14 protein-coding genes are annotated in these 20,756 nt (G+C 43.0%); 10 read left to right on the top strand and 4 right to left on the bottom strand.

All coding sequences use genetic code 11. The annotated features are described in order from the left end of the window. Positions 1–48: 48 nt before the first annotated feature. The 4 genes from QOZ98_RS01840 (at position 49) to QOZ98_RS01825 (ending at position 7,023) form a co-directional block, all read left to right on the top strand. The gene (locus QOZ98_RS01840; protein ID WP_308785844.1) at positions 49–1,554 is read left to right on the top strand and encodes a carboxypeptidase M32; all 1,506 of its coding nucleotides are present in this window, start codon (positions 49–51) and stop codon (positions 1,552–1,554) included. 98 nt (positions 1,555–1,652) lie between these two features. Further along, entirely contained in the window at positions 1,653–2,411 is a 759-nt protein-coding gene (locus QOZ98_RS01835; RefSeq protein ID WP_308785843.1) for an SDR family NAD(P)-dependent oxidoreductase, read from the top strand. Between the two features lie 97 nt (positions 2,412–2,508). Further along, the gene (locus QOZ98_RS01830; RefSeq protein WP_308785842.1) at positions 2,509–6,090 is read left to right on the top strand and encodes a dynamin family protein; all 3,582 of its coding nucleotides are present in this window, start codon (positions 2,509–2,511) and stop codon (positions 6,088–6,090) included. 3 nt (positions 6,091–6,093) lie between these two features. Further along, positions 6,094–7,023 (top strand): sulfurtransferase, encoded by a 930-nt coding sequence (locus tag QOZ98_RS01825; protein WP_308785841.1) that lies wholly within the window; start codon positions 6,094–6,096, stop codon positions 7,021–7,023. A 40-nt stretch (positions 7,024–7,063) separates the two neighbouring features. Here QOZ98_RS01825 and QOZ98_RS01820 read toward each other — a convergent pair whose 3' ends face one another. Next, entirely contained in the window at positions 7,064–8,374 is a 1,311-nt protein-coding gene (locus QOZ98_RS01820; RefSeq protein ID WP_308785840.1) for a hemolysin family protein, read from the bottom strand. A gap of 170 nt (positions 8,375–8,544) precedes the next feature. Here QOZ98_RS01820 and QOZ98_RS01815 point away from each other — a divergent pair, with 170 nt between their 5' ends. From QOZ98_RS01815 to QOZ98_RS01805, 3 genes are read left to right on the top strand one after another with little or no spacing between them, the layout of a single operon-like run. Next, positions 8,545–10,122: an amidohydrolase gene (locus QOZ98_RS01815; RefSeq protein WP_308785839.1), complete on the top strand. Its 1,578-nt coding sequence runs from the start codon at positions 8,545–8,547 to the stop codon at positions 10,120–10,122. Next, positions 10,122–10,865 carry an SDR family NAD(P)-dependent oxidoreductase gene (locus QOZ98_RS01810; protein WP_308785838.1) on the top strand — a complete coding sequence of 248 codons (744 nt, stop codon included), beginning with the start codon at positions 10,122–10,124 and terminating at the stop codon, positions 10,863–10,865. Before QOZ98_RS01815 ends, QOZ98_RS01810 begins: the two co-directional genes overlap by 1 nt. 1 nt (position 10,866) lies before the next feature. Further along, entirely contained in the window at positions 10,867–11,076 is a 210-nt protein-coding gene (locus tag QOZ98_RS01805; protein WP_308785837.1) for a hypothetical protein, read from the top strand. 435 nt (positions 11,077–11,511) lie between these two features. Here QOZ98_RS01805 and QOZ98_RS01800 read toward each other — a convergent pair whose 3' ends face one another. The 3 genes from QOZ98_RS01800 to QOZ98_RS01790 form a co-directional block, all read right to left on the bottom strand. Further along, entirely contained in the window at positions 11,512–12,213 is a 702-nt protein-coding gene (locus tag QOZ98_RS01800; protein ID WP_308785836.1) for a response regulator transcription factor, read from the bottom strand. 68 nt (positions 12,214–12,281) lie between these two features. Further along, positions 12,282–13,952 carry a sensor domain-containing protein gene (locus QOZ98_RS01795; RefSeq protein ID WP_308785835.1) on the bottom strand — a complete coding sequence of 557 codons (1,671 nt, stop codon included), beginning with the start codon at positions 13,950–13,952 and terminating at the stop codon, positions 12,282–12,284. A gap of 48 nt (positions 13,953–14,000) precedes the next feature. Beyond that, a complete protein-coding gene (locus tag QOZ98_RS01790) occupies positions 14,001–16,058 on the bottom strand; it encodes a sensor domain-containing protein (protein WP_308785834.1) in 2,058 nt (685 codons plus the stop codon). 1,142 nt (positions 16,059–17,200) lie between these two features. Here QOZ98_RS01790 and QOZ98_RS01785 point away from each other — a divergent pair. The 3 genes from QOZ98_RS01785 (at position 17,201) to QOZ98_RS01775 (ending at position 20,741) form a co-directional block, all read left to right on the top strand. Beyond that, a complete protein-coding gene (locus tag QOZ98_RS01785; RefSeq protein ID WP_308785833.1) occupies positions 17,201–17,611 on the top strand; it encodes a group-specific protein in 411 nt (136 codons plus the stop codon). A 760-nt stretch (positions 17,612–18,371) separates the two neighbouring features. Continuing rightward, positions 18,372–19,802: a cardiolipin synthase gene (gene cls / locus QOZ98_RS01780; protein ID WP_308785832.1), complete on the top strand. Its 1,431-nt coding sequence runs from the start codon at positions 18,372–18,374 to the stop codon at positions 19,800–19,802. A 231-nt stretch (positions 19,803–20,033) separates the two neighbouring features. Then, complete coding sequence (locus tag QOZ98_RS01775; protein ID WP_308785831.1) at positions 20,034–20,741, top strand: DNA alkylation repair protein; 708 nt, start codon at positions 20,034–20,036, stop codon at positions 20,739–20,741. Positions 20,742–20,756 lie beyond the last annotated feature (15 nt).

The following is a 20,756-nucleotide window of genomic DNA, read 5'->3' as shown; positions in this document are numbered from 1 at the left end:
AGGTTTGCCTGTGATACAATAGTCTCATCAACCATTGGAGGGATTTTTGTGTCACTCGAAAAGCAGTTTACCGAACATTTCAGCAAGATCAAAGGCTATAATGAAGCAATTTCGTTATTGTACTGGGATTTGCGAACAGGTGCACCGAAAAAAGGGGTGGAATTGCGCTCTGAGACTATTGGTACCTTGTCTGAGGAAGTATTCAATTTATCGACGTCCGACAAGTTCGGCGAATTGCTGACTTCTCTGGAAGCAGTACAGGCAGGACTGGATCCGTATATTCGCCGCTCTGTAGAAGAAGCACGCAAGGAATATGATTTAAGCAAGAAAATTCCTCCGGAAGAATATAAAAAGTTCATCATACTGCAATCCAAAGCAGAATCCATCTGGGAAAACGCCAAAGAAGCTTCTGATTTTTCTTTGTTTCTTCCTTATTTGGAAGAGCTGGTCAGCACGACGAAAAAGATGATCGGCTACTGGGGCGAGAAAAATGGCAGCCCTTATAATACCTTGCTCGATCAGTATGAGCCTGGCATGACCACCGAAATTCTCGATGGAGTGTTTAGCAAACTGCGTGAACGCATTGTGCCGCTTGTGCAAAAAATTGCGGCTTCACCAAACAAACCCGAGACGGCTTTCCTGTATGAGCATTTTCCAAAAGAAGCGCAGCAGGATTTCAGCAGCCAGATGCTGGAACAGCTTGGTTATGATTTTGAAGCAGGACGGCTGGATGAAACGGTTCACCCATTCATGATATCCATCAATCGCCAGGACATTCGGGTGACGACAAAATACGACGAAGCCGATTTCCGCACAGCTGTTTTTGGCACTATTCATGAAGGCGGCCATGCCATGTATGAGCAGAACTTGGGCGAGCCATTGGCAGGTTTGCCGATTGAAACGGGCGCATCCATGGGGATTCATGAATCGCAGTCTTTGTTTTGTGAGAACTTTATCGGACGCAACGAACATTTTTGGCAGCAAAACTTCAGCTTGCTGAAAGAATATGCACCGAAGCAGTTTGCCGATGTCGAGCTGGTGGACTACGTCCGTGCAATCAATGAATCCAAACCTTCGTTGATCCGCATTGAAGCTGATGAACTGTCGTATGCTTTGCACATCATGGTGCGCTACGAGCTTGAAAAAGGCCTTTTTGATGGCGATCTTCAAGTAAGCGACTTGCCGCAGCTGTGGAACGATAAATACGAAGAATATTTGGGCGTTCGTCCTTCAAATGATGCGGAAGGCGTTCTGCAGGATGTTCACTGGGCAGGCGCAAGCTTTGGCTATTTCCCTTCGTATGCCTTAGGTTATATGTATGCTGCACAGTTTAAGAACGCTATGATAAATGACTTGCCGAATTTCGATGAGCTTTTGGCGGAACGCAACGTTCAGCCGATCCGTGAATGGTTGAGCCTTAATATTCATCAACACGGGGCTTTCAAAAAGCCATTGGATATTTTGCAGGATGTTACCGGAGAAGGTTTGAACCCGGATTATCTGGCTGCCTACTTGGAAGAGAAATATTCAAAGATCTATCAATTGGAAAAATAAGTACTGGCCACCGTGTATTTTCACGGTGGCTTTTCTTACGATTATTAAAAGACAAAAAGCAAACTGTTTGATTATAATAAGGACGGAGGCGATAAACGATGTTGAAATCATTCAGTTTGGAAGGCAAGACGGCAATCGTGACCGGAGCCGGCAAAGGAATTGGCAAAGCGATTGCTATGGCGCTTGCAGAAGCAGGAGCCAATGTGATGCTGGTGGCGCGGACCGAATCGGATCTGCTGCACACCCAGCAGGAAATTGGCAATGACCGCACGGGGTATGTGCTAGCTGACATCACACGACGCAGCGACATACAGGCTGCTGTGGAGAAAACGGTCGAGCAATTTGGATCGATTGACATTCTGGTCAACAATGCCGGGATGAACATCCGTTCTTCTTTGTCGGATGCAACCGACGAAGAGTGGCATCAAATCATGGATACCAACGCACAAAGCGTCTTTATGTTTTCTCAGGAAGCAGTTAAAAGAATGGACAGCGGCAGCTCCATCATCAACATCAGCTCAGTCGGAGGCGACCGTGCGTTGAAGACGGGGGTGGTTTATGCCGCGTCAAAAGCTGCCATCATCCAAATGACCAAGGTCATGGCAATGGAATGGGGGCCGAAGAACATCCGGGTCAATGCGATCGGACCTTGGTATTTTAAAACGCCGCTAACGGAAAAGATTTTAAGCGATCCGGAATACCTGGATTCCATACTGGCCGTTACGCCGATGAAGCGCGTCGGAGAATTGCCGGAAGTTGCATCTCCAGTGGTGTTTTTAGCATCTGATGCCGCAAGTTACATAACCGGCCAGACGCTTTTTGTCGATGGCGGCATGTCCATCCATGGATTTTCATAAGAAAAACAGCATCCTTCCCAAAATCGGGAAGGATGTTTTTCGTTCTCTCCTAAAAATGATATGATAGAGGACAGTAAGCGGAGAAGGAGATTTCTAAATGACAGTTCTTGATCATAAAAAAGAATTACTTGAAACGGCTCATCTTTACCGGATCTTCCAAGATAACGAAGATACCGAACGGGAAGCGAAAGCCCATTTATTTGCAAAGAAAATCCTGAAGAATAATTTCATCATCGGTTTTGCCGGCCATTTTTCATCCGGCAAGTCTTCTATGATCAACGCACTGACAGGCGAGACTTTATTGCCTTCAAGCCCGATTCCGACAAGCGCCAATATTGTCAATGTCCAAAAAGCGGACACCGACTTCGCCATCGTTAATATGCGGAACGAAAAGCCGGTCTATTTTCCGGAAACTTACGATTTTAACGCGGTAAAAGAATTTTGCAAAAGCGGGGACGTTACGCAGATCGACATCGGCCATCAAGCTTCCGTCCTGCCAAATGGGATTACCGTCATGGATACGCCGGGTGTCGATTCTACGGATGACGCCCACCGCATGTCCACAGAATCTGCCCTGCACGTGGCGGATATGGTCTTTTACGTCATGGACTATAACCATGTGCAATCTGAATTGAATTTTAATTTTACAAAAGAATTGCAGAAATACACCGAACTGTACTTGATCGTCAACCAAATCGACAAGCATCAAAACAGCGAAATGAGCTTTGCGGACTTCCAGCAATCCGTCCATGACTCGTTTGCGGCATGGGGAGTCGTTCCGAAAGGCATCTTCTTTACGTCGCTGAAGGATTTCGATTTTCCAGGGAATGATTTTGAGCAGGTTAAAGGCCTCGTTTCCTCGACTATGCAGGACTGGAAAGGCCATGTCGGAGAAGCATCAGATTCTGCCTTAAGTCAACTCAAAGATGAACACATCCAGTTTTTAGAAGATGAAAAAGCAGAGCGATTGCAGGCTTTCTCGGAAGTCCTCGATCCACAGGAATGGGAAATGCGCGAAGACCTGAAAAAGGAAAACGCTTTGGTGTCACGCAGAATGTCTGTGCAGGATTTTGAAAACTGGCAAGCCAAATTCGAAAAAAGCCGCAAAGATTTGCTGGAAAACTCGAACATTATGCCTTACGAACTGCGCAGTGCTTTAACCAATTACTTGGAGTCGATTCAGCCGAATTTCAAAGTTGGCATGCTGTTCAGCGGCAAAAAGACAGAAGAAGAACGTCAGAAAAGGCAGCAGGAAGTGGACGAGCGCCTGGAGTCGACTGTGTCTTCCCAAATCACCAGCCATTTGAAAAAACTGATGAAAGCATCTTTGAAAGATGCCGGTCTATTGACCGATAGCGAGTCTTTGGCAATAGATGACATGATTTTTGATGTTCCGTTTTCCGTTGTTAAAGATCAAACGCCAACCGGTGCTTCGATGACTGGTGATGCCGTGTTGAATTTTGCCAATAGCATTTCAACGGCCGTGCAGCGATGGTTTATCCGCGAAACAGATGGCTGGAAAAAGGTGCAGGAAGAAAAGTTTGATGGACTGACGGACGATGCCAGCACAGAAATAGACATGAAAGCTCAGACCCTCTCCAAAAAAGTGCTGGCTATCCAGACCCTTGAAGAAATGGACATCAAAATAGATAAAGTGAAAAAATCCTATTCGGCAATGCTGCCCAAACAAAAAACGGCAGCCGAAGAAAAAGTGGAACAGTGGCTCGGCGAATTTGAAGTGTCTATTGAAGAAATGACAGAGTTTAATCCGGCAATGCTTGAAAAAAATGATCAGCAGCAGGAAAAACAAACTGAGCATACTGAAACGCTGGAAGTGGCAGCATTTGACGAAATCGCGGTACTCGAGCGTGCCAAGCGTACTGCCGAAGTGATTGACCCGATTAAAGGGTTTGCTGAAACAGCAGCTTACTTGAAACGAAAAGCGGGACGTCTTGAAGGACAGGAATTCACCATTGCTTTATTCGGTGCTTTCAGTGCAGGAAAGTCATCGTTTTCAAATGCTTTGATGGGGGAAACGGTCTTGCCGGTGTCGCCGAATCCGACAACGGCGACCATCAACCGAATCCGGCCAGTCTCTGAAAAGCATCCTCACGAAACAGCAGATGTGCGTTTAAAGACGCTTGCGCAAATGACAGAAGACGTTACAAATTCCTTCCATGTTCTGGGGATTGAAGTGACTTCACTGGAAGATGCCTATGCCAAATCAGTGAAGTTGCCGGAAGATACTCCGACAGAGCAGCAAGTCCACAAGTCATTCATATTAGCTTTCAATAAAGGGTATCCGGAGTTTAAGGACCGCTTAGGTGAAACTTTGCGGACCAACCGGGAAGACTTTGGTTTGTATGTAGCAAAAGAAGAGAAAAGTTGCTTTGTCGACGAAATCGACTTTTATTATGATTGCGAATTGACGCGCAATGGCGTGACACTCGTCGATACGCCAGGGGCAGACTCCATCAACGCACGTCATACGAATGTTGCTTTCGAGTATATCCGCAACGCGGATGCAATCTTGTTCATCACCTATTACAACCATGCGTTTGCGCGGGCAGACCGTGAATTCCTGATCCAGCTCGGACGAGTCAAGGATGCGTTTGAAATGGATAAGATGTTCTTCGTCGTCAATGCCATCGACTTGGCCAATGACGAGCAGGAAAAAGATGCGGTCGTCACATATGTCAAAGATGAATTGCAGCGCTTCGGCATCAGGTTTCCACGATTGTTTGGCGTTTCGAGTCTTTTGGCGCTGCGTGACCGGGAGCATTCCGGCATGCCGCAATTCGAAGAAGCGTTTCAACACTTCTTGAAAGAAGAACTGAAAGGCATGGCTGTCCAGTCGCTGGCGGAAGAAGAGCAAAAAACGGTGGACCGCTTCCGCAGCCTGATCGAACAGACGGAAAAGAACTTGTTAAGAAAAGACGAACGGCTGGAGGAACTCAAGCATTTGGAACAGCAGCTGCGCATCTTGTTTGGCGCATCAATTGCCAAACTATTGGAGCGTGAAGCGCTGCAGGAACTGGATGAATTATTGTATTACGTCAATCAGCGAGTCTTTTATCGTTTCAACGACTTTTTTAAAGAAGCATTCAATCCATCGGTCTTTTCAAACAAATCGGCACAAGCGGCACTGGATACTGCTTTGCAGGACATGAACGAAATGGCCGGCTTTGATTTTCAGCAGGAATTGCGCGTTACCAATTTCCGCCTTGCCCAATTTATTGAAAAGAAACTGGAATCGCGCTTCAAGGAAGATACGGCAAAGCTGAAAGAGCAGAATGCAGATTTTTCATTTACACCTTACGAAGTTCAGGAAGCTGTTTCGCTGGATATTGCTAAGCCGTTTGTGAACGCAGACTATTCCTCAGTCAAATCGTATTACAAGAACAATAAGAGTTTTTTCGAGAAAAATGAAAAAGAAAAGCTGCGCGATGCACTGCAGACAATGATGGAGCCGGATGCCTTGCGCTATCTGGAACTAGAGAAAAAAGAACTGGGCAACTGGGCGGAGTTTTGGATTGAGCAGGAAGCGGAAGGCCTTCGCCAGCATATTCTTCGCCAGGCGGTCGATCAGATCGATTCAGAACGTACGCTGCTCCAGCAATCCGAAAGATTAGCACAATGGAAAGAGTTGTATTCAAACTTAATGGATGGAAGGGTGTAGACGATGTCAATTTTTATTGAAACGACCGATACCGAAAACCATAGATGGATTGATGCACGATTTGATTTAAAGGATCCGTCAGCAGGCAGAAGTTTGTATGAGCAAGAGCATGTAGCAGGAGCTGTATTTTGGGATCTTGAAAAAGACATGTCGGACATGTCTGCAGTTCAAGGGCGGCATCCTATGCCGTCCAATCAGCAGCTGACCCGTTTGCTTCAATCGAACGGCTTCAATCCAGAGGACTCCATCATTATTTATGATCAAGGCGGTTCGCCTTATGCGGCGCGTGCTTGGTGGCTGCTGAAATACGCAGGATTTAAAAATGTCCATATCAGCCAAAAAGGCTTTGGCGAGCTGAAGCAACAAGGCATTGCTGTATCTACGGTTATGCCGAGCCATCAGCCAAGCCAAATCGAACCTGATTTTAACGAAGAAATTTTTGCGGATCAGGACTATGTGAAAGCTGTCATCGGCGGTGATGAGTTGGGGGTGCTGGTTGATGCACGTTCTGCAGCGCGTTACGCAGGACTGGAAGAGCCGATTGACCCGGTTGCCGGACGGATTCCCGGAGCACGAAATTTGGACTGGGCACAATTTGTCTCTAGTGGCGAATTCCAGACGGAAGAAGACACTAGCCATGTCGTCCAGAAGCATGAACCGGCCGTTGTCTATTGCGGAAGCGGTGTTACGGCTGCAGCTTTGTATGCTATTCTCGCTGAAAAAGGCTATGATCAGCTTAGGCTTTATATGGGCAGTTTCTCGGATTGGATTACCGATGCTGAAAATGTCGTCGAATTTGACCGAGGCGAACATCCGGAAGCGGCAGACGATGAAACCAGAAAGATTTTGGCGAAATTGATCGAAGAAGGCTATTCAGGAGAAATGCTCATGAAGAAGTTCGAATACGAAAAATCATTATTGGAAAAAGAATGAAAAAACTCCCCGCCAGCAGTATGCTGGCGGGGAGTTTTGGTTATTCAGCTAGCTCTGTATTGCGCGTCAACAACACACGGATAATCTGATGATTTTCCATTTCGCGTACAGTGATCGAGTGATTCGACAATTCAACCGATTGGCCTTCATTAATATCGGTGTTTTGCAATTGGATCCAGCCGCCGATGGTATCGACGTCTTCACTGTCATCAAACTCGATGGCAAAACGATCTTCCAGATCTGAAAGCAGCACACGCCCATTCAATAAATAATTATTGATATCGACTGCCTTGATTTCATCGCGTTCATCTTCGTCAAACTCATCGCGGATTTCCCCGACAATTTCTTCCAAAATATCTTCCATTGTGATGACTCCGGCAGTTCCGCCATATTCATCAACAACAATTGCCATATGGACATGTTCTTTCTGCATTTTCAGCAGCACATCTTGTATGGGTGCCATATCATGGACAAAAGGAATATCGTGGACGACGATGCTGTCGTTCAAATCCTGTTTGTAAGTGTAATTGGTCAGCATTTCCTTGACGTTGACAAAACCGAGAATATCGTCCTTGTCACCTTGTTCAGTGACCGGGTAACGGGTGTACTGATGGTCACGTACAATTTCCATCAAGTCGTCATGGCTCATCTCAAGTGAAATGGTCTCCATTTGTGTCCGGGGCAGCATGATGTCTTTTGCCATGCGTTCGTCGAAAGAAAAAATGTTCTGCATGTACGATAGTTCCGTTTGATTGATTTCACCGCTTTGATAGCTTTGCGTCATGATGATTTTCAGCTCTTCTTCCGAATGGGCCTGTTCATGCACCGCTGGCTCAATGCCGAAAGCACGGAGCAGCAGACGGGCAGATCCATTCAAAAGCCAGATGAACGGTGCCAAAATGATTCCGAACACATAAAGCGGACGGACAAAGATAAAAGCCATTTTTTCCGCATATTGTATCGCCAGCGTTTTAGGTGCCAGTTCACCGATGACGACATGCAGGAAAGTAATGATAGTAAATGCAATGATAAAGGAGAAGATCGACGCAGTCGGTTCTTCGACGCCAAAGTTTTCAAAAACCGGGTGCAGAATTTGGCCGACAGTTGATTCGCCCAGCCAACCAAGGCCAAGTGCTGTAACGGTAATTCCCAATTGGCAGGCAGACAAATAATAATCCAGATTGCCGATGATTTTCTGTGTCAAAATGGCATTTTTATTGCCTTCTGATACAAGCTGATCAATTCGGGACTTTCTGACACGGATAATCGAAAACTCTGATCCAACAAATAAAGCGGTCAGCCCGATTAAAAGAGCGACCAATAACAAATTGAGAATGGGTATACTGTCCAATACGTCCCTCCGACTAGGAGGGTTCACCTCTGCTTTCTATAAGTAGAAACAGTATAACATATATGCAAGTCTTTTTACCTTGTGAGCGAATCGATGAAAATTTCAATTCTAACGTATTGAATGCGGAGGCAATTAAACTTATGATGGGAAGAGAGAAAAGGAGTGGTTTGATGAAAATGTTATGGCATGGGGGAACAATTTATACAATGGAAGCAGAAGGCGCTGTCGCGGAAGCGGTACTGGTGTCTGATGATCACATAGAGAAAGTTGGAACATACGAAGAGTTAAAAGAACAAGCGGATACGGAAATTGATTTGCAGGGAAAGAGCATGTACCCTGGATTTGTCGATAGCCATATGCACATGATCGGCCATGGAGAGAAATTGATGCGCGTCGATTTGTCAAAAATCGCAAGCTCGGAGGAAATGCGCGAGCAATTGGTCGAGTCAACGAAGGAACTTAACAAAGACGAATGGTTTATTGGGGAAGGCTGGAATGAAAACAACTTTGCCGACCGTAAAATCTTCCATCGCAACGAACTCGATGAAATCAGCCGCTCACCAATGATGCTGAAACGGGTTTGCCGCCATGCAGTTTTAGCCAATTCAAGCGCCTTGTCGCTTGCGGGCATTACCAAAGACAGCCCGGATCCTGAAGGCGGCGTGATTGTCCGTGATGCTGACGGAGAACCGACCGGCTACTTATTGGATGCAGCCCAGGATCTGGTTGCGAACCAGGTTCCGGAAGTGAGTGTTGAGTACTTGACGCGCGCTCTGCATAAATCTGTCGAAGATTTGCTGTCGCTCGGTTTGACCGGTGCACATACTGAGGACATGGGATACTACGGCCATTATTCACGTCCATTGCAGGCTTTCAAAAATGTCATTGGCAAACAGGTGAAGTTCCGTGCACATTTGCTCAGAGCCCATAGTGCATTTGAGGAAATGATGGAAAACGCCTCGTACGCAGAACCATTTGTCGATCCAGGCCCGATGAAAATTTTCGCGGATGGTTCGATTGGCGGACGTACGGCATTGCTGAGCAAGCCTTACAATGATGACCCTTCAACAATCGGGGTTGCCATTCAATCGGACGAGGAGTTTAAACGCCTCGTTTCAATTGCCCGGAAGCACGGTGAGGCAGTAGCGATTCATGTTATCGGCGATCTTGGATTGGAAATGGCATTGGATGCCATTGAAGCGCATCCGGTGCCTGCAGGTAAGCGTGACCGTTTGATACATGCAATGGTGGTCCGTGAAGATTTGGTAGAGCGGATGCAACAAATCGATGTGGCGCTAGATCTTCAGCCGAGCTTCGTAACTTCTGACTTCCCGTGGGTTGTGGAACGTCTCGGAGAAAGCCGTTTGGAGTGGGCGTATACTTGGAAAAAGTTGTTGAATCATGGTCTGATTTGCGCCGGCGGGTCAGATGCACCGATTGAAGAAGTGGATCCATGCCTTGGCATTTACGCTGCCGTTACTCGCAGAAAGCCTTATGACACGCATGAAGGCTATCAGCCGGAAGAAAAGTTGTCTCGCTTTGAAGCCATTCAGTTGTATACAAGTGGCAGTGCAGCGGCTATTTGCAAAGAAGCTGTACGCGGTGTGATTCGCGAAGGATTTGACGCCGATTTCACCGTTTTTGACCGGGATTTGTTCGATGGAAATGAAGAACAGATTTTGGAAGCTCAGGCGGTTATGACAGTGGTGGCAGGAGAAATCATGTACCAAAAAAGCAGTGAGGCATGATGGAAAAAGAAGCGTACATCATCACCGGAGCATCCAAAGGAATTGGTCTTGAATGGAGCCGCCAACTCATTGACGCGGGGCACATAGTCATTGGAATTGCACGCACCCAGCCGGAAAATTGGCCAGGTGAGCACTTTCTGCCTTTCGATCTGACTCGCCTTGAAGAGATTGAAGACATGATTGCTCAAGCGTTGGAGCTAATCACTAAAAAAATCAAAACCATTGTTTTAGTTAATAACGCTGGAACCATCGAACCAATCGGACCTGCCCATGCGAATAATGCAGCACAAGTGAGCCAAAGCATTGTCCTCAACTTGACGGCGCCGATGCTGCTGTGCGGTGCGTTTATCAGTCAGCTGGAAAACAGTCCGGCAGATAAAAAAATTGTCAATATTTCATCTGGAGCGGGCCGCAAAGTATATGAAGGCTGGAGTGCTTATTGTGCCGGAAAAGCGGGTCTTGATCATTACAGCTCTTGCCTGGATGCGGAAAACAAGAGTGTCAAAGTGGTCTCTGTAGCACCAGGCATTATTGATACGGGGATGCAGGAAAAAATTCGCAAAAGCGAAGCAGCAGATTTTCCTTTGATTGAAAAGTTCTTGGATTACAAGAAAAGCGGCTTGCTCAGCAGTCCGGAAGAAACAGCACGATTGCTGATGGAAATGACACAAAGACCGGACTTCGAGAGTTTGCCGACCATTTTGGACATTCGGAATTTACCGCAAGCAGGAAAGGGAGTATAGAGTGAGCAAGACACCTGAAAATATTTTAGCGAAGCTATCCGATGCCAACCATGCGGGAATCGATATGAAAAGCCCGAAAGCTGTCGTGACGTTTTTACTGTCACAGGGAGAAAAAGAGTCTATTCTCTTTTTTTACAAGCCGGGAAGCGTCGAGTTTGATTTTGATAAATACGATGCAGCAGTGGCAGAGATGAATGAAAAGAAAAACTAGTTATCACTTTTTTACAGTTTGGTATGAAGTGAACGTCCGTAAAATGTTTAATTACATTTGCGGACTTTTTTTGTGTATTTTAAATTATGGTTGAAGTGTTCGTAATATTACGCTTTTATAAATATTCCAACGTAACATTCGGTTGCTGAGTTCTCTATTTTAATGCTCAGTTGCTGGAAAACCTGGAGCGGGTGCCAAGAATTTCACAAAACTGCCATTGCCTCCTAAAGTCATATTGGATAAGAGAATGTGGCAAATAACTTCATTTTTTAAAGCTACCAGTGGTAGTTTAGAAACAAATTCTGCCGACTTCCGAATCTGATTAATCAGCTGCTGTGTAAAATGCTAATTAGCTTGAACCACTGGGCATAATGCGCAGTCTAAATGAAAAACGGGCAATCAATCCGACTTTGAGGATTGATTGCCCGTTAGTTTTTACAATGCTACCCAGCCACTTTTGATGGCTTTTAAAACAATTTGAGTCCGATCTACCAATTTTAGTTTAGCCAGCATTTTGGATACATGATTTTTAACGGTTTTTTCACTGATGTGAAGAACTTCACCTATAGATTTATTGCTTTGCCCCTCAGTTAATAAGCGAATAATTTCCATTTCTCTTTTAGTAAGGAGCTCGGGACATGGATCTGCAATCTGAATCGAAAAATGTTCCTTGTCATTTATCTTTCCGTGCAACTGTTGAATTTCTTTTACTAAAAACTGAGCAAGCCAAGGATCTATATAGTAGTAGCCTCGTGAAACGGTGCGCAAGGCTTCGATTACCGTGCTAATTTCGGCTCCTTTTGAAAGGTAACCTACAGCACCGTACTTTAGAGTTTCGAGAACATGTTCTTTTTCCTTTGATACCGAATAAACTACTACTTTTGCTTTCGGATATTCCGAAATAAAATTTTGCAGCTCAGTAATTCCTAGTGAATCCCCACTAAATAATTCTGCTAATATGATTTTTGAACTATAATCCTCCAAAGAAGCACGCAGGTTGAACAGGCCGCTTTGTTGATCAATAATTGAAAACTCATTCCCTAAATCGTTTAAAATCAACTTTAAACCTTCGCCCAAAAGGCGGTTTGTATCTGCCAATACCACGGGAAAGATACCTTCAGTATGCGGGGGGTGCATCGTAAAACTCCTTTTTATCATGTAGTAAATTTAACGTTTGTTTTGCAGTCTTGTGAGCGGCCAATAAATTACAGGCTCAGTAAGCGATAGGTTCCTCTTCCAGCTTCTTTTGCTTCATACATGGCAAGATCTGCACTTTTCAAAACAGATGAGACGGTCGCCTCAGGAAGGGGTATCAGTGTAATTCCCATGCTGGCAGTAACTTGCGGTGGGCCATTGTTGATTGTCCACGGAGCTTTCATGGCCATTTGAATTTTTTGTGCGATTTGTTCCGCCCCTTCGCGCGTGGTTACACTTGGCAAAAGCAGCACGAATTCATCTCCGCCGAGGCGAGCCGCCAGATCGCGCTCTTCTAAAGGATGGCTGATGCGCCGGCCAAATTCCTCGATGACCGCATCGCCCACTTCATGGCCCAATTGGTCATTGATTCTCTTGAAATGGTCGATATCCAGCAAAATTACCGCCAAAACTTCATTGTTATCCTGACGGGAAGCGATTTCTTCAGCCAATCGTTGTTTGAAAAACCGCCGATTCGGCAATCCTGTCAACGAATCGTGGTATGCGTAGTAATGAAGTTTGGCTTCGTGTTCTTTTTGCAGCGTAATGTCACGTGTGATGGTCAGCATATGAATAAACTGGTCTTGTTCATTGAAAATCGGGGTTCCTTGCAATTCAGACCAATGCCAGCCAGTGGTTTTGTGCTTTATCCGGATTTCAATCACATAGTTTTTTGCTTCTTTAACAGCTTGCTTGTAGATGTTTTTCACGAGCGATATATCTTCCGGATGGACGTTATGAAAAGGCGGTTTTTCCATATATTCTTCCGGAATAAACCCGTACACCCGTTCAATAGAAGGGGAGACATACAAAATTTCGCCCTTGTAATTCATCAACACGATGACATCATGTGCATTTTCCGCAATAATCCGGAAGCGGTTTTCGCTTTCGGCATATTGATTGATTAGGCGGTCGATTTCCCTCATGTCCCGCAGCACCGCATAGATCCCAACAATTTCGCTTTCCTCTTCAATCGGCGCAAATTGAATGGAGACACCGATCAAATGCCCGGATTTGTCACGGAACTTTGTACGAAGATCTTGTATGACTCCAATTAATGTCTGCTTATAATGAATATCGAGCAATTTGGAATCTTTTCCGTAGATAAATTTACTGAATTCAACACCTGTAATTTCAGATGGTGAGAAGCCTGTTAACTGCTCAACCGCTGAGTTCCCTGTCTGGATTCGTCCGGTCAAGTCTAGCGAGAGAATGGCATTCGCATTGTTGTCATAAAGTGAGCGATAGCGGGAACGGCTTTCCTTTATCCGTTTCCAGGCTTCCTGGCTTTCCATTTTTGCAAGCCTCTCAGCAGTAGTGTCTTTGACCACCCCAATGATGTACGAACAATTTCCATCTTCATTGAACAATGGAGTTAAGGTGGATTCCGAATAATAGGAATTGCCTGCCGGTGAAATATATGAATCGACATAAGTAACCGCTTCTTTGATAGACAGTACTTGTCCGTAGTTCATTGTTAGGACATCAGCTAAATTGCCTTCATGGACTTCTTGAAACGTTTTCCCAATAGCAGTCTCTGTTAAATTGGTTCGTTCAAATACGGCTTGGTTTAAGAACGCATATGTGAGGATTGAATTGCTTTCAATTTTGACGATAAATACCATATCTTTTATGGCCGCCATAAAAGCCTTATCAAAGGGAAGTTCGTTAGTTTTTTCCATCTGTGGATTTCCTTTCTCCATTGAATCCTTATCCCACTGTTGGGGTATTCAGCTATAAGGTAAACTTTTTAGCCGTTTCGTGTTAACTGAGTTTTTTGAGTCAAATTGTAAATACTTGGACTCGAAATCAGTCGGTTTCATCGGCTTATCATACAGGTATCCTTGAAAAACATCACAGCCATTTTCCCTGAGAAATTCAACTTCCTCTATACGCTCAACACCTTCAGCTATAAGATCACATTCAATGCTTTTAGCCAGATAAATTAAGGACTTTAATACGGCTTCTGATTTTCGATCCTGTCCAATTTTCTTAACAAAAGATCGGTCAATTTTTATTTTATTGATTGGAAAATTTGTTAAGTAAGAAATCATGGAAAATCCTGTGCCGAAATCGTCAACAGAAATGGAGATGCCTTTGGATTTACAGAGCAGCAGGGTTTCCAAAGTTTGTGGAGAGTATATTAGTTCTACTTGTTCAGTAATTTCAATTTCAAGCAGATTGGGATTTATTTTTCGTCTCTCCATAAGTTCAAAGAAATTATCAAAAAAAACAGGGTCGCTGAGAAGGGAAGAGGTCATATTGATCGCAATACGCTGCTTCCAGTCAAATTTTTTCTGCCAGTCCTTGATCTGGATAAAGACTTCGTCAAGCAAATGCAATGTTAGCGCATTTATTTGACCGGAAGCCTCTGCAATTTGGATAAACTCTACGGGTGAAATTTCTCCGATTTCCGGATGAAGCCACCGGGATAAAACTTCTGCTCCGACTACTTGGCCGGAACTGCCGTCTATTTGCGGCTGCAGAGTGTAATAATAACCAAGTTCCTTAAAGTTGCGTGACAAATCCCTTTCAATAATCAATTTGCGATTATAGGATACTTTCATCCATGGGCGGTAGAAAGAATAAAAAGAACCAGGACTGATTTTTGTTTCATGCATGGCAATTTCTGCACAGGAAAATAAATCATTCATGGTGCTGGCATCATAAGGAAAGCAGGTGATTCCAATACTGATGCTGACATTCATCTTTTGGGAGCTGGTTAAAGAGATCGGTTGACAAAAAACTTCATCCATCTGTTTCGCGACATCTGTCAAACTTTCTTTTTGAACAGGCTCACGCAACACAATGAATTCATTGCCTTCCATTCTGCCAACATGACAAGTTTCACTGGAAAATCCTTTTAGTTTATCCGCATAAATTTTCATGAGTGCTTCACTCGTATTGTAATGATCAAAGGCATGAATATAGTTGGATTTATCAATGGAAATGTGAAAAACTGAGAACTTTTTCTTTCTGCTGATCAATGAGCCGGCAGTCAGCATCAATGATCTTCGGTTAGGCAGACCCGTGACATAATCATAGTAAGTAGATTCTGCTATCTGAACCTCTTTTATCTTTTGATCACTGACATCATGAAAATAAACACTCAAGCTTCCGTTTGTGAGTGGGCACACTTTAATTTGAAACCATGTATCCAATGGCTCGAAGTAGTCAATGAATTCCTGAACCATTTGATTTGTTGAAGCTTTTTTACAATTGCTGTAAAAGCTTGCATTGGCTGTGTCTGAAAACCAGTTTTTTTGTTTTCCAAGCATGACATTTTCTCGGCTGTTGCGTAGATATTTTTCTGCGATTTTATTAAGATAGACGATTTGCATATTGCTGTCCAACAAAATAAACCCTTCCGTCATACTTTCCAGTACAAGCTCAGCCGTAATCAGTTGAGAAGATTCGAGGCTGACTAGCTTAAAGGACAGCAGTGCGCTATTAGGAAGGTTTGAAGAAGTCAGCAACTTTCGCACTTTGCCTTGCAGCCATTGGATTTTACCGTCCTTCATCTTGAAGGGATACATAATTTTCTGTTCTTTCACCTGATTATTTAACACTTGTTGAAGCAACTCAATCTCGTCGTCTTTGCCGCGTTTATTTAAGTGGTCAAAGAGATTTCCTCCGGGTAGCCACGACAAATGTTTTTCGTTTTGTGTCATGCAAAAGTTTATCCATGCTTCATTCACATGCAACATGACTCCATTGCTGTCAATAGCAATCAAAAATTCGTCACGACTGTCCATCAAACCTGGATGATCTAATTCTTTATAATTCAATATTTCCCCTCCAAGCGTTAAACGGCGACTCCAGTTCATATTCTGCTTAGTAATGATGAAACTGATACTTCTACACGTTTACTAAATTTAAAATGCTCCCACAAGAAGTTTTTGTGTAAGAAAATTCTTTTTCCTAATCGACATTGATGATTTTTTAGTCACTTTTTCAAGAAAGTGCATCTTAGTACAGAGTGGTGTTTATCAAATTGACCGATATTATTTACAGCTGTGTAAAAACAGTCAATATAAATTCCGACAATATACATTCCTTTCCAGGAAAAAACTAAAGCAAGATCATACTTATGTGATATCCGAACTCTCTCAATATTTCACAGCATTACTCAATGGCTTTTCCCACATATTTATTTGACTTGATTGTTTCAGATACATAGAGAGCCGGTATTCCTTTTAAGTTGAACATGTTTTAATTCACCCCTTTATTTTTTAATAAGTAGCTTTAAACTAAATTCAAAAATAAATACCAAAAATAATAAAAAATGACCAAAAAGTTTACTGTACCTTTATACTATAGTAAAAAATAGTAAAAAGAGCCTAAAACACGAAATACTTTAAATAAACCTATATATTTACTTTTTATTATATAATTTAGAACTAATTTACTACCAAAACCCATATTTTATGTAACTGCATTTATTTCTAATACATGTAATTTACTTTTTTAGCTTTATTCCAATATCTGAAGAAAGGTTTCATGATATTTAAAGGAAGTTTGCTAGTATGTTTTGAAGTAGCAAACTGACCTTTGTATGGGCCGTCAAAACATGTCAACCGGCCTTCAAATGATATATAGGAAGATGTAAAAAGTGCAATAAAAAAAAGGCAGAAGGGGCATTAGAGAGAAAAGTGCATAATGCCACTTTTGAATATTAAAACTAAGAACAGAATCATACTAAGCCGTTTCTTACTATATATTAAAAATTTTTCAAAACAGCTGTATGTGTTAAAGTGAAAAAAGATAGCGGTTTGCCCTGCACACAAATGATATTTGCTGCGTAGCGATCGCCAAAAAAATTTTTATTGGCAGCCAGGAAGCTGGCAATGGAAAAAGAAGAAAGTGTTACAGCATGTGCAGGAAGAAGAGCCGTCCCCAGGTAATGGTTATTCGGAAAGGTTGTGAAAGTGTGAAAAAGTTTTATGTGGCTTCAAGTTTTAGGAATATTGAAGCGGTTGTGTATGTTACCAGACAATTAACCGCTAAAGGATATCTCCATACATATGATTGGACACAAAATACCGGTTCAGGAGAAAATCAGAAATTGACATTGGATGATTTGATGATCATTGGCCAACACGAAAAGAATGCCGTGAAGGAGTCGGATTTTGTTGTGATTTTATTGCCGGGAGGAAATGGCACTCACATCGAATTCGGCATTGCGTTAGGATTGGGGAAAAAGATTTTTCTCTATTCACAAGATGGTGCGATTAACAATCCAGAAGAAACCAGCACTTTTTACCACTTGCCGGAAGTTCAAAAATGTTACCGCACTTTGGATGAGTTGCTTGAAAAAATCATGGCTAGTGCAGTGGAGTAGTTTAAAAAGTGGAAGTATGGGGCTGACCGAAAAGTATTGAATTGGTTTAATGCAAGATTCTTGGGTTTTGATTTGAATGACCCACAAAGAAAGGCAAATGTGCAAGCCTGCGCATTTGCCAAAACTGACTATAACTCATTTTAAGGATATTTGAGAAACGATCAGAGATTTTTGAACTTAGTTTCTTCAACTGTGATTAGATTATTTGGTTTCTTAAATTAATGAAAGGGTAGTAAAGTTTATGCAGGTAAAAAGTATGGTGAATATAGAAGCAGTAAATTCTTCTGCTATCTTTACTAAATAGAATGAAAGGAGAAAAGCTTATGAACCTATTAAATGAATCCAGCCCTTTATTAGCCGGCTATTTGCCGTATTTTCTCATTATTCCTTCGCTCTTATTATTGGCTTATGGTTTGGTGAAAAAATCGCATAATGTAATATTAATCAGTTACATAGTATTCTTTCCCATTTTTATGGCGCTTATCTTTATGGAAATGGATATTTATTTATTGCCACTGCTTTTATTGCCGCCGCTCCAAGTATTTTATTACTTTAAGCTGAAAAACTCCCCAGCGTAGCGGAAATCCATAAAAGCTAAACAAAGTACGATATGGGCTGGACACCTTATTCTTCGACCGGTTGGAGCATTCCTTGTATTCACTTCTTCTTGGGGTTTAGAATGAACGAAGCTCTAGTCTATAAATGCAGATAAGAAAGAGTTCAAGGAGGAGTTAAGATTTTATTCGATTGGTTAAGCATATTGAGCAACATTTTTATAATTTTAAACCTAGTATTGGCGTTTTTCATTTTGTTTTTTGAACGCAAAACGGCATCTTCAGCATGGGCTTGGATCTTAATCCTGTTTTTTGTCCCGATTGTTGGCTTTATCCTGTACTTATTATTTGGAAAGTCCTTAAGGCAAAAACGGTTGAATCGGCCAATTGCTTATGAAAATAAGGATTTCCAGGACAATATGGCTCTGCAATTAAATGGCATGAAAATCCGCAGCTTTCAGCCAATCTCCAAGGTTGCGAATGGCTGGCTGGATCTCATTCAAATGAATGTGGCAAGAACCGATGCACCACTGTCGACAGCTACTGACATAAAAATCTTCAACGATGGGACAAGAAAGTTTGATGCTTTGTTTGAAGACATACGAAACGCAAAAGACCATGTGCACCTGCAGTATTTTATCCTGAATAATGATGGTCTTGGGCGCCGATTGGTTTCGCTGCTCACTGAGAAAGCGCAGCAAGGCATAAACGTGCACGTTTTGTATGACGATTTGGGATCCAGCAGTCTGCCAAAACGCTTTTTTGATGAGTTTGAGGCAGCTGGCGGAAAAACAGCGGCTTTTCTGCCAGCAATGTTTTCCCGTATAAATCCACGGCTGAACCACCGAAATCACCGGAAACTGGTCGTTGTCGATGGTTCGATTGGCTATATTGGCGGGTTTAACGTGGGTGATGAATATGTGGGAGAAAAAAAGGAATTCGGCTATTGGCGTGATACGCATCTTCGGATAACAGGAGAAGCGGTCCATTCGCTCCAAAACCGCTTCTTCATCGATTGGAATCAGGCGACTAAAAAAGATCCAATGGGATATGCAGAAAGTTATTTTCCGAGAGTTGACCATAAAGAAGGGATTGCAATGCAGATTGTCGCTAGCGGTCCTTTGGAAATATATGAAGACATTAAGAACGGCTACTTGAAAATGATCCATCATGCCCGTGACTCTATTTACCTCCAGACACCTTATTTTATTCCGGATAAGTCTATTATGGATGCGCTGCGGACAGCATCACTTGGAGGCGTTGATGTTCAAATCATGATCCCCCATTTGGCGGACCATATCTTCGTCCATTCAGCTACCCTGTCATTTGTCCGTGAATTGCTGGAAGATGGCGTCAAAGTATATAGCTACAAAAATGGATTTCTGCATGCCAAAACACTGGTTGTGGATCAAAGAGCTTATTCTGTCGGATCGGCCAATATGGATATCCGAAGCTTTGCATTGAATTTTGAGCTGAACGCTTTTGTTTACAATGCACAGTCGGCATCGGAAATGGCGGATCTCTTTTACCAAGACAAAAAGCTATCCGTCCAATTGACAGAAGAGACTTTTGAAGAGCAGTCATGGGTAGAAAAGGTGAAACAAGATGTTGCGAAGATGGTTTCACCAATTTTGTAAGTTTTCGCTGCACTCTACAACTTCAAAAAAAGAGGAAGATGCCATTATTTAGCATCTTCCTTTTTCATGCATCATATGTTGAAACAGATCCAATAGTGTAAACTGAAATAGGAAATAAGATTTTTGTACGTCTAATTAAGTTGGTTCATAGGGTTTGATTGTAGAGAGAACACGGAATATAAGTGGAGTTTAAGCAAGCCACTATTCTTTGTAAGAGAGGATGCAGCAGAAATGGATTTAAAACTCGTTATGCAGGAACTCGAAGGCTTGGGCAAGGAACGGACAAAAAAGATATATATTTCAAATGGCGCGCGCGAACCGTTATTTGGGGTAGGTACAGGGGCTATGAAGCCGGTTGCGAAGAATATTAAAATAGACCAGGAGTTGGCTGAAGCACTTTATGCCACAGGCAACTATGATGCGATGTACTTTGCAGGCATCATCGCAGATCCGAAGGCCATGACAGCATCCGATTTTGACCGTTGGGTGGATGCGGCGTACTTTTACATGTTGTCGGATTATGTGGTAGCGGTAACTTTATCGGAATCAGATATTGCGCAGGAAGTAGCAGACAACTGGATTGCGAGCGGCCAGGAGCTGAAGATGTCCGCCGGTTGGAGCTGTTATTGCTGGCTGTTGGGAAATCGTCCAGACACTGAGTTTTCGGAGGACAAAATTTCCTCAATGCTTGACATAGTGAAAAGGACAATTCACAATTCACCGGAACGAACAAAGTCTGCTATGAACAACTTTCTTTACACCGTAGGAATTTCTTTTGTGCCGCTCAGTGAAAAAGCGTTGGAAACTACCAGGGAAATTGGCATTGTAGAGATGAAGCGTGACAATAAAAAAAGCAGTTTTTTTAATGCCCATGAAAGCATTCAAAAAGAACTGGATAGGGGCAAGCTTGGTTTCAAACGGAAATACGTAAGGTGTTAATATATGAATGCAAAA

The organism is Planomicrobium stackebrandtii (assembly GCF_030814955.1).
GTDB classification, from domain to species: Bacteria; Bacillota; Bacilli; order Bacillales_A; family Planococcaceae; genus Planococcus; species Planococcus stackebrandtii.
The sequence above is the reverse complement of the archived record's forward strand: the minus strand, read 5'-3'. Positions and strand labels throughout refer to the sequence as shown.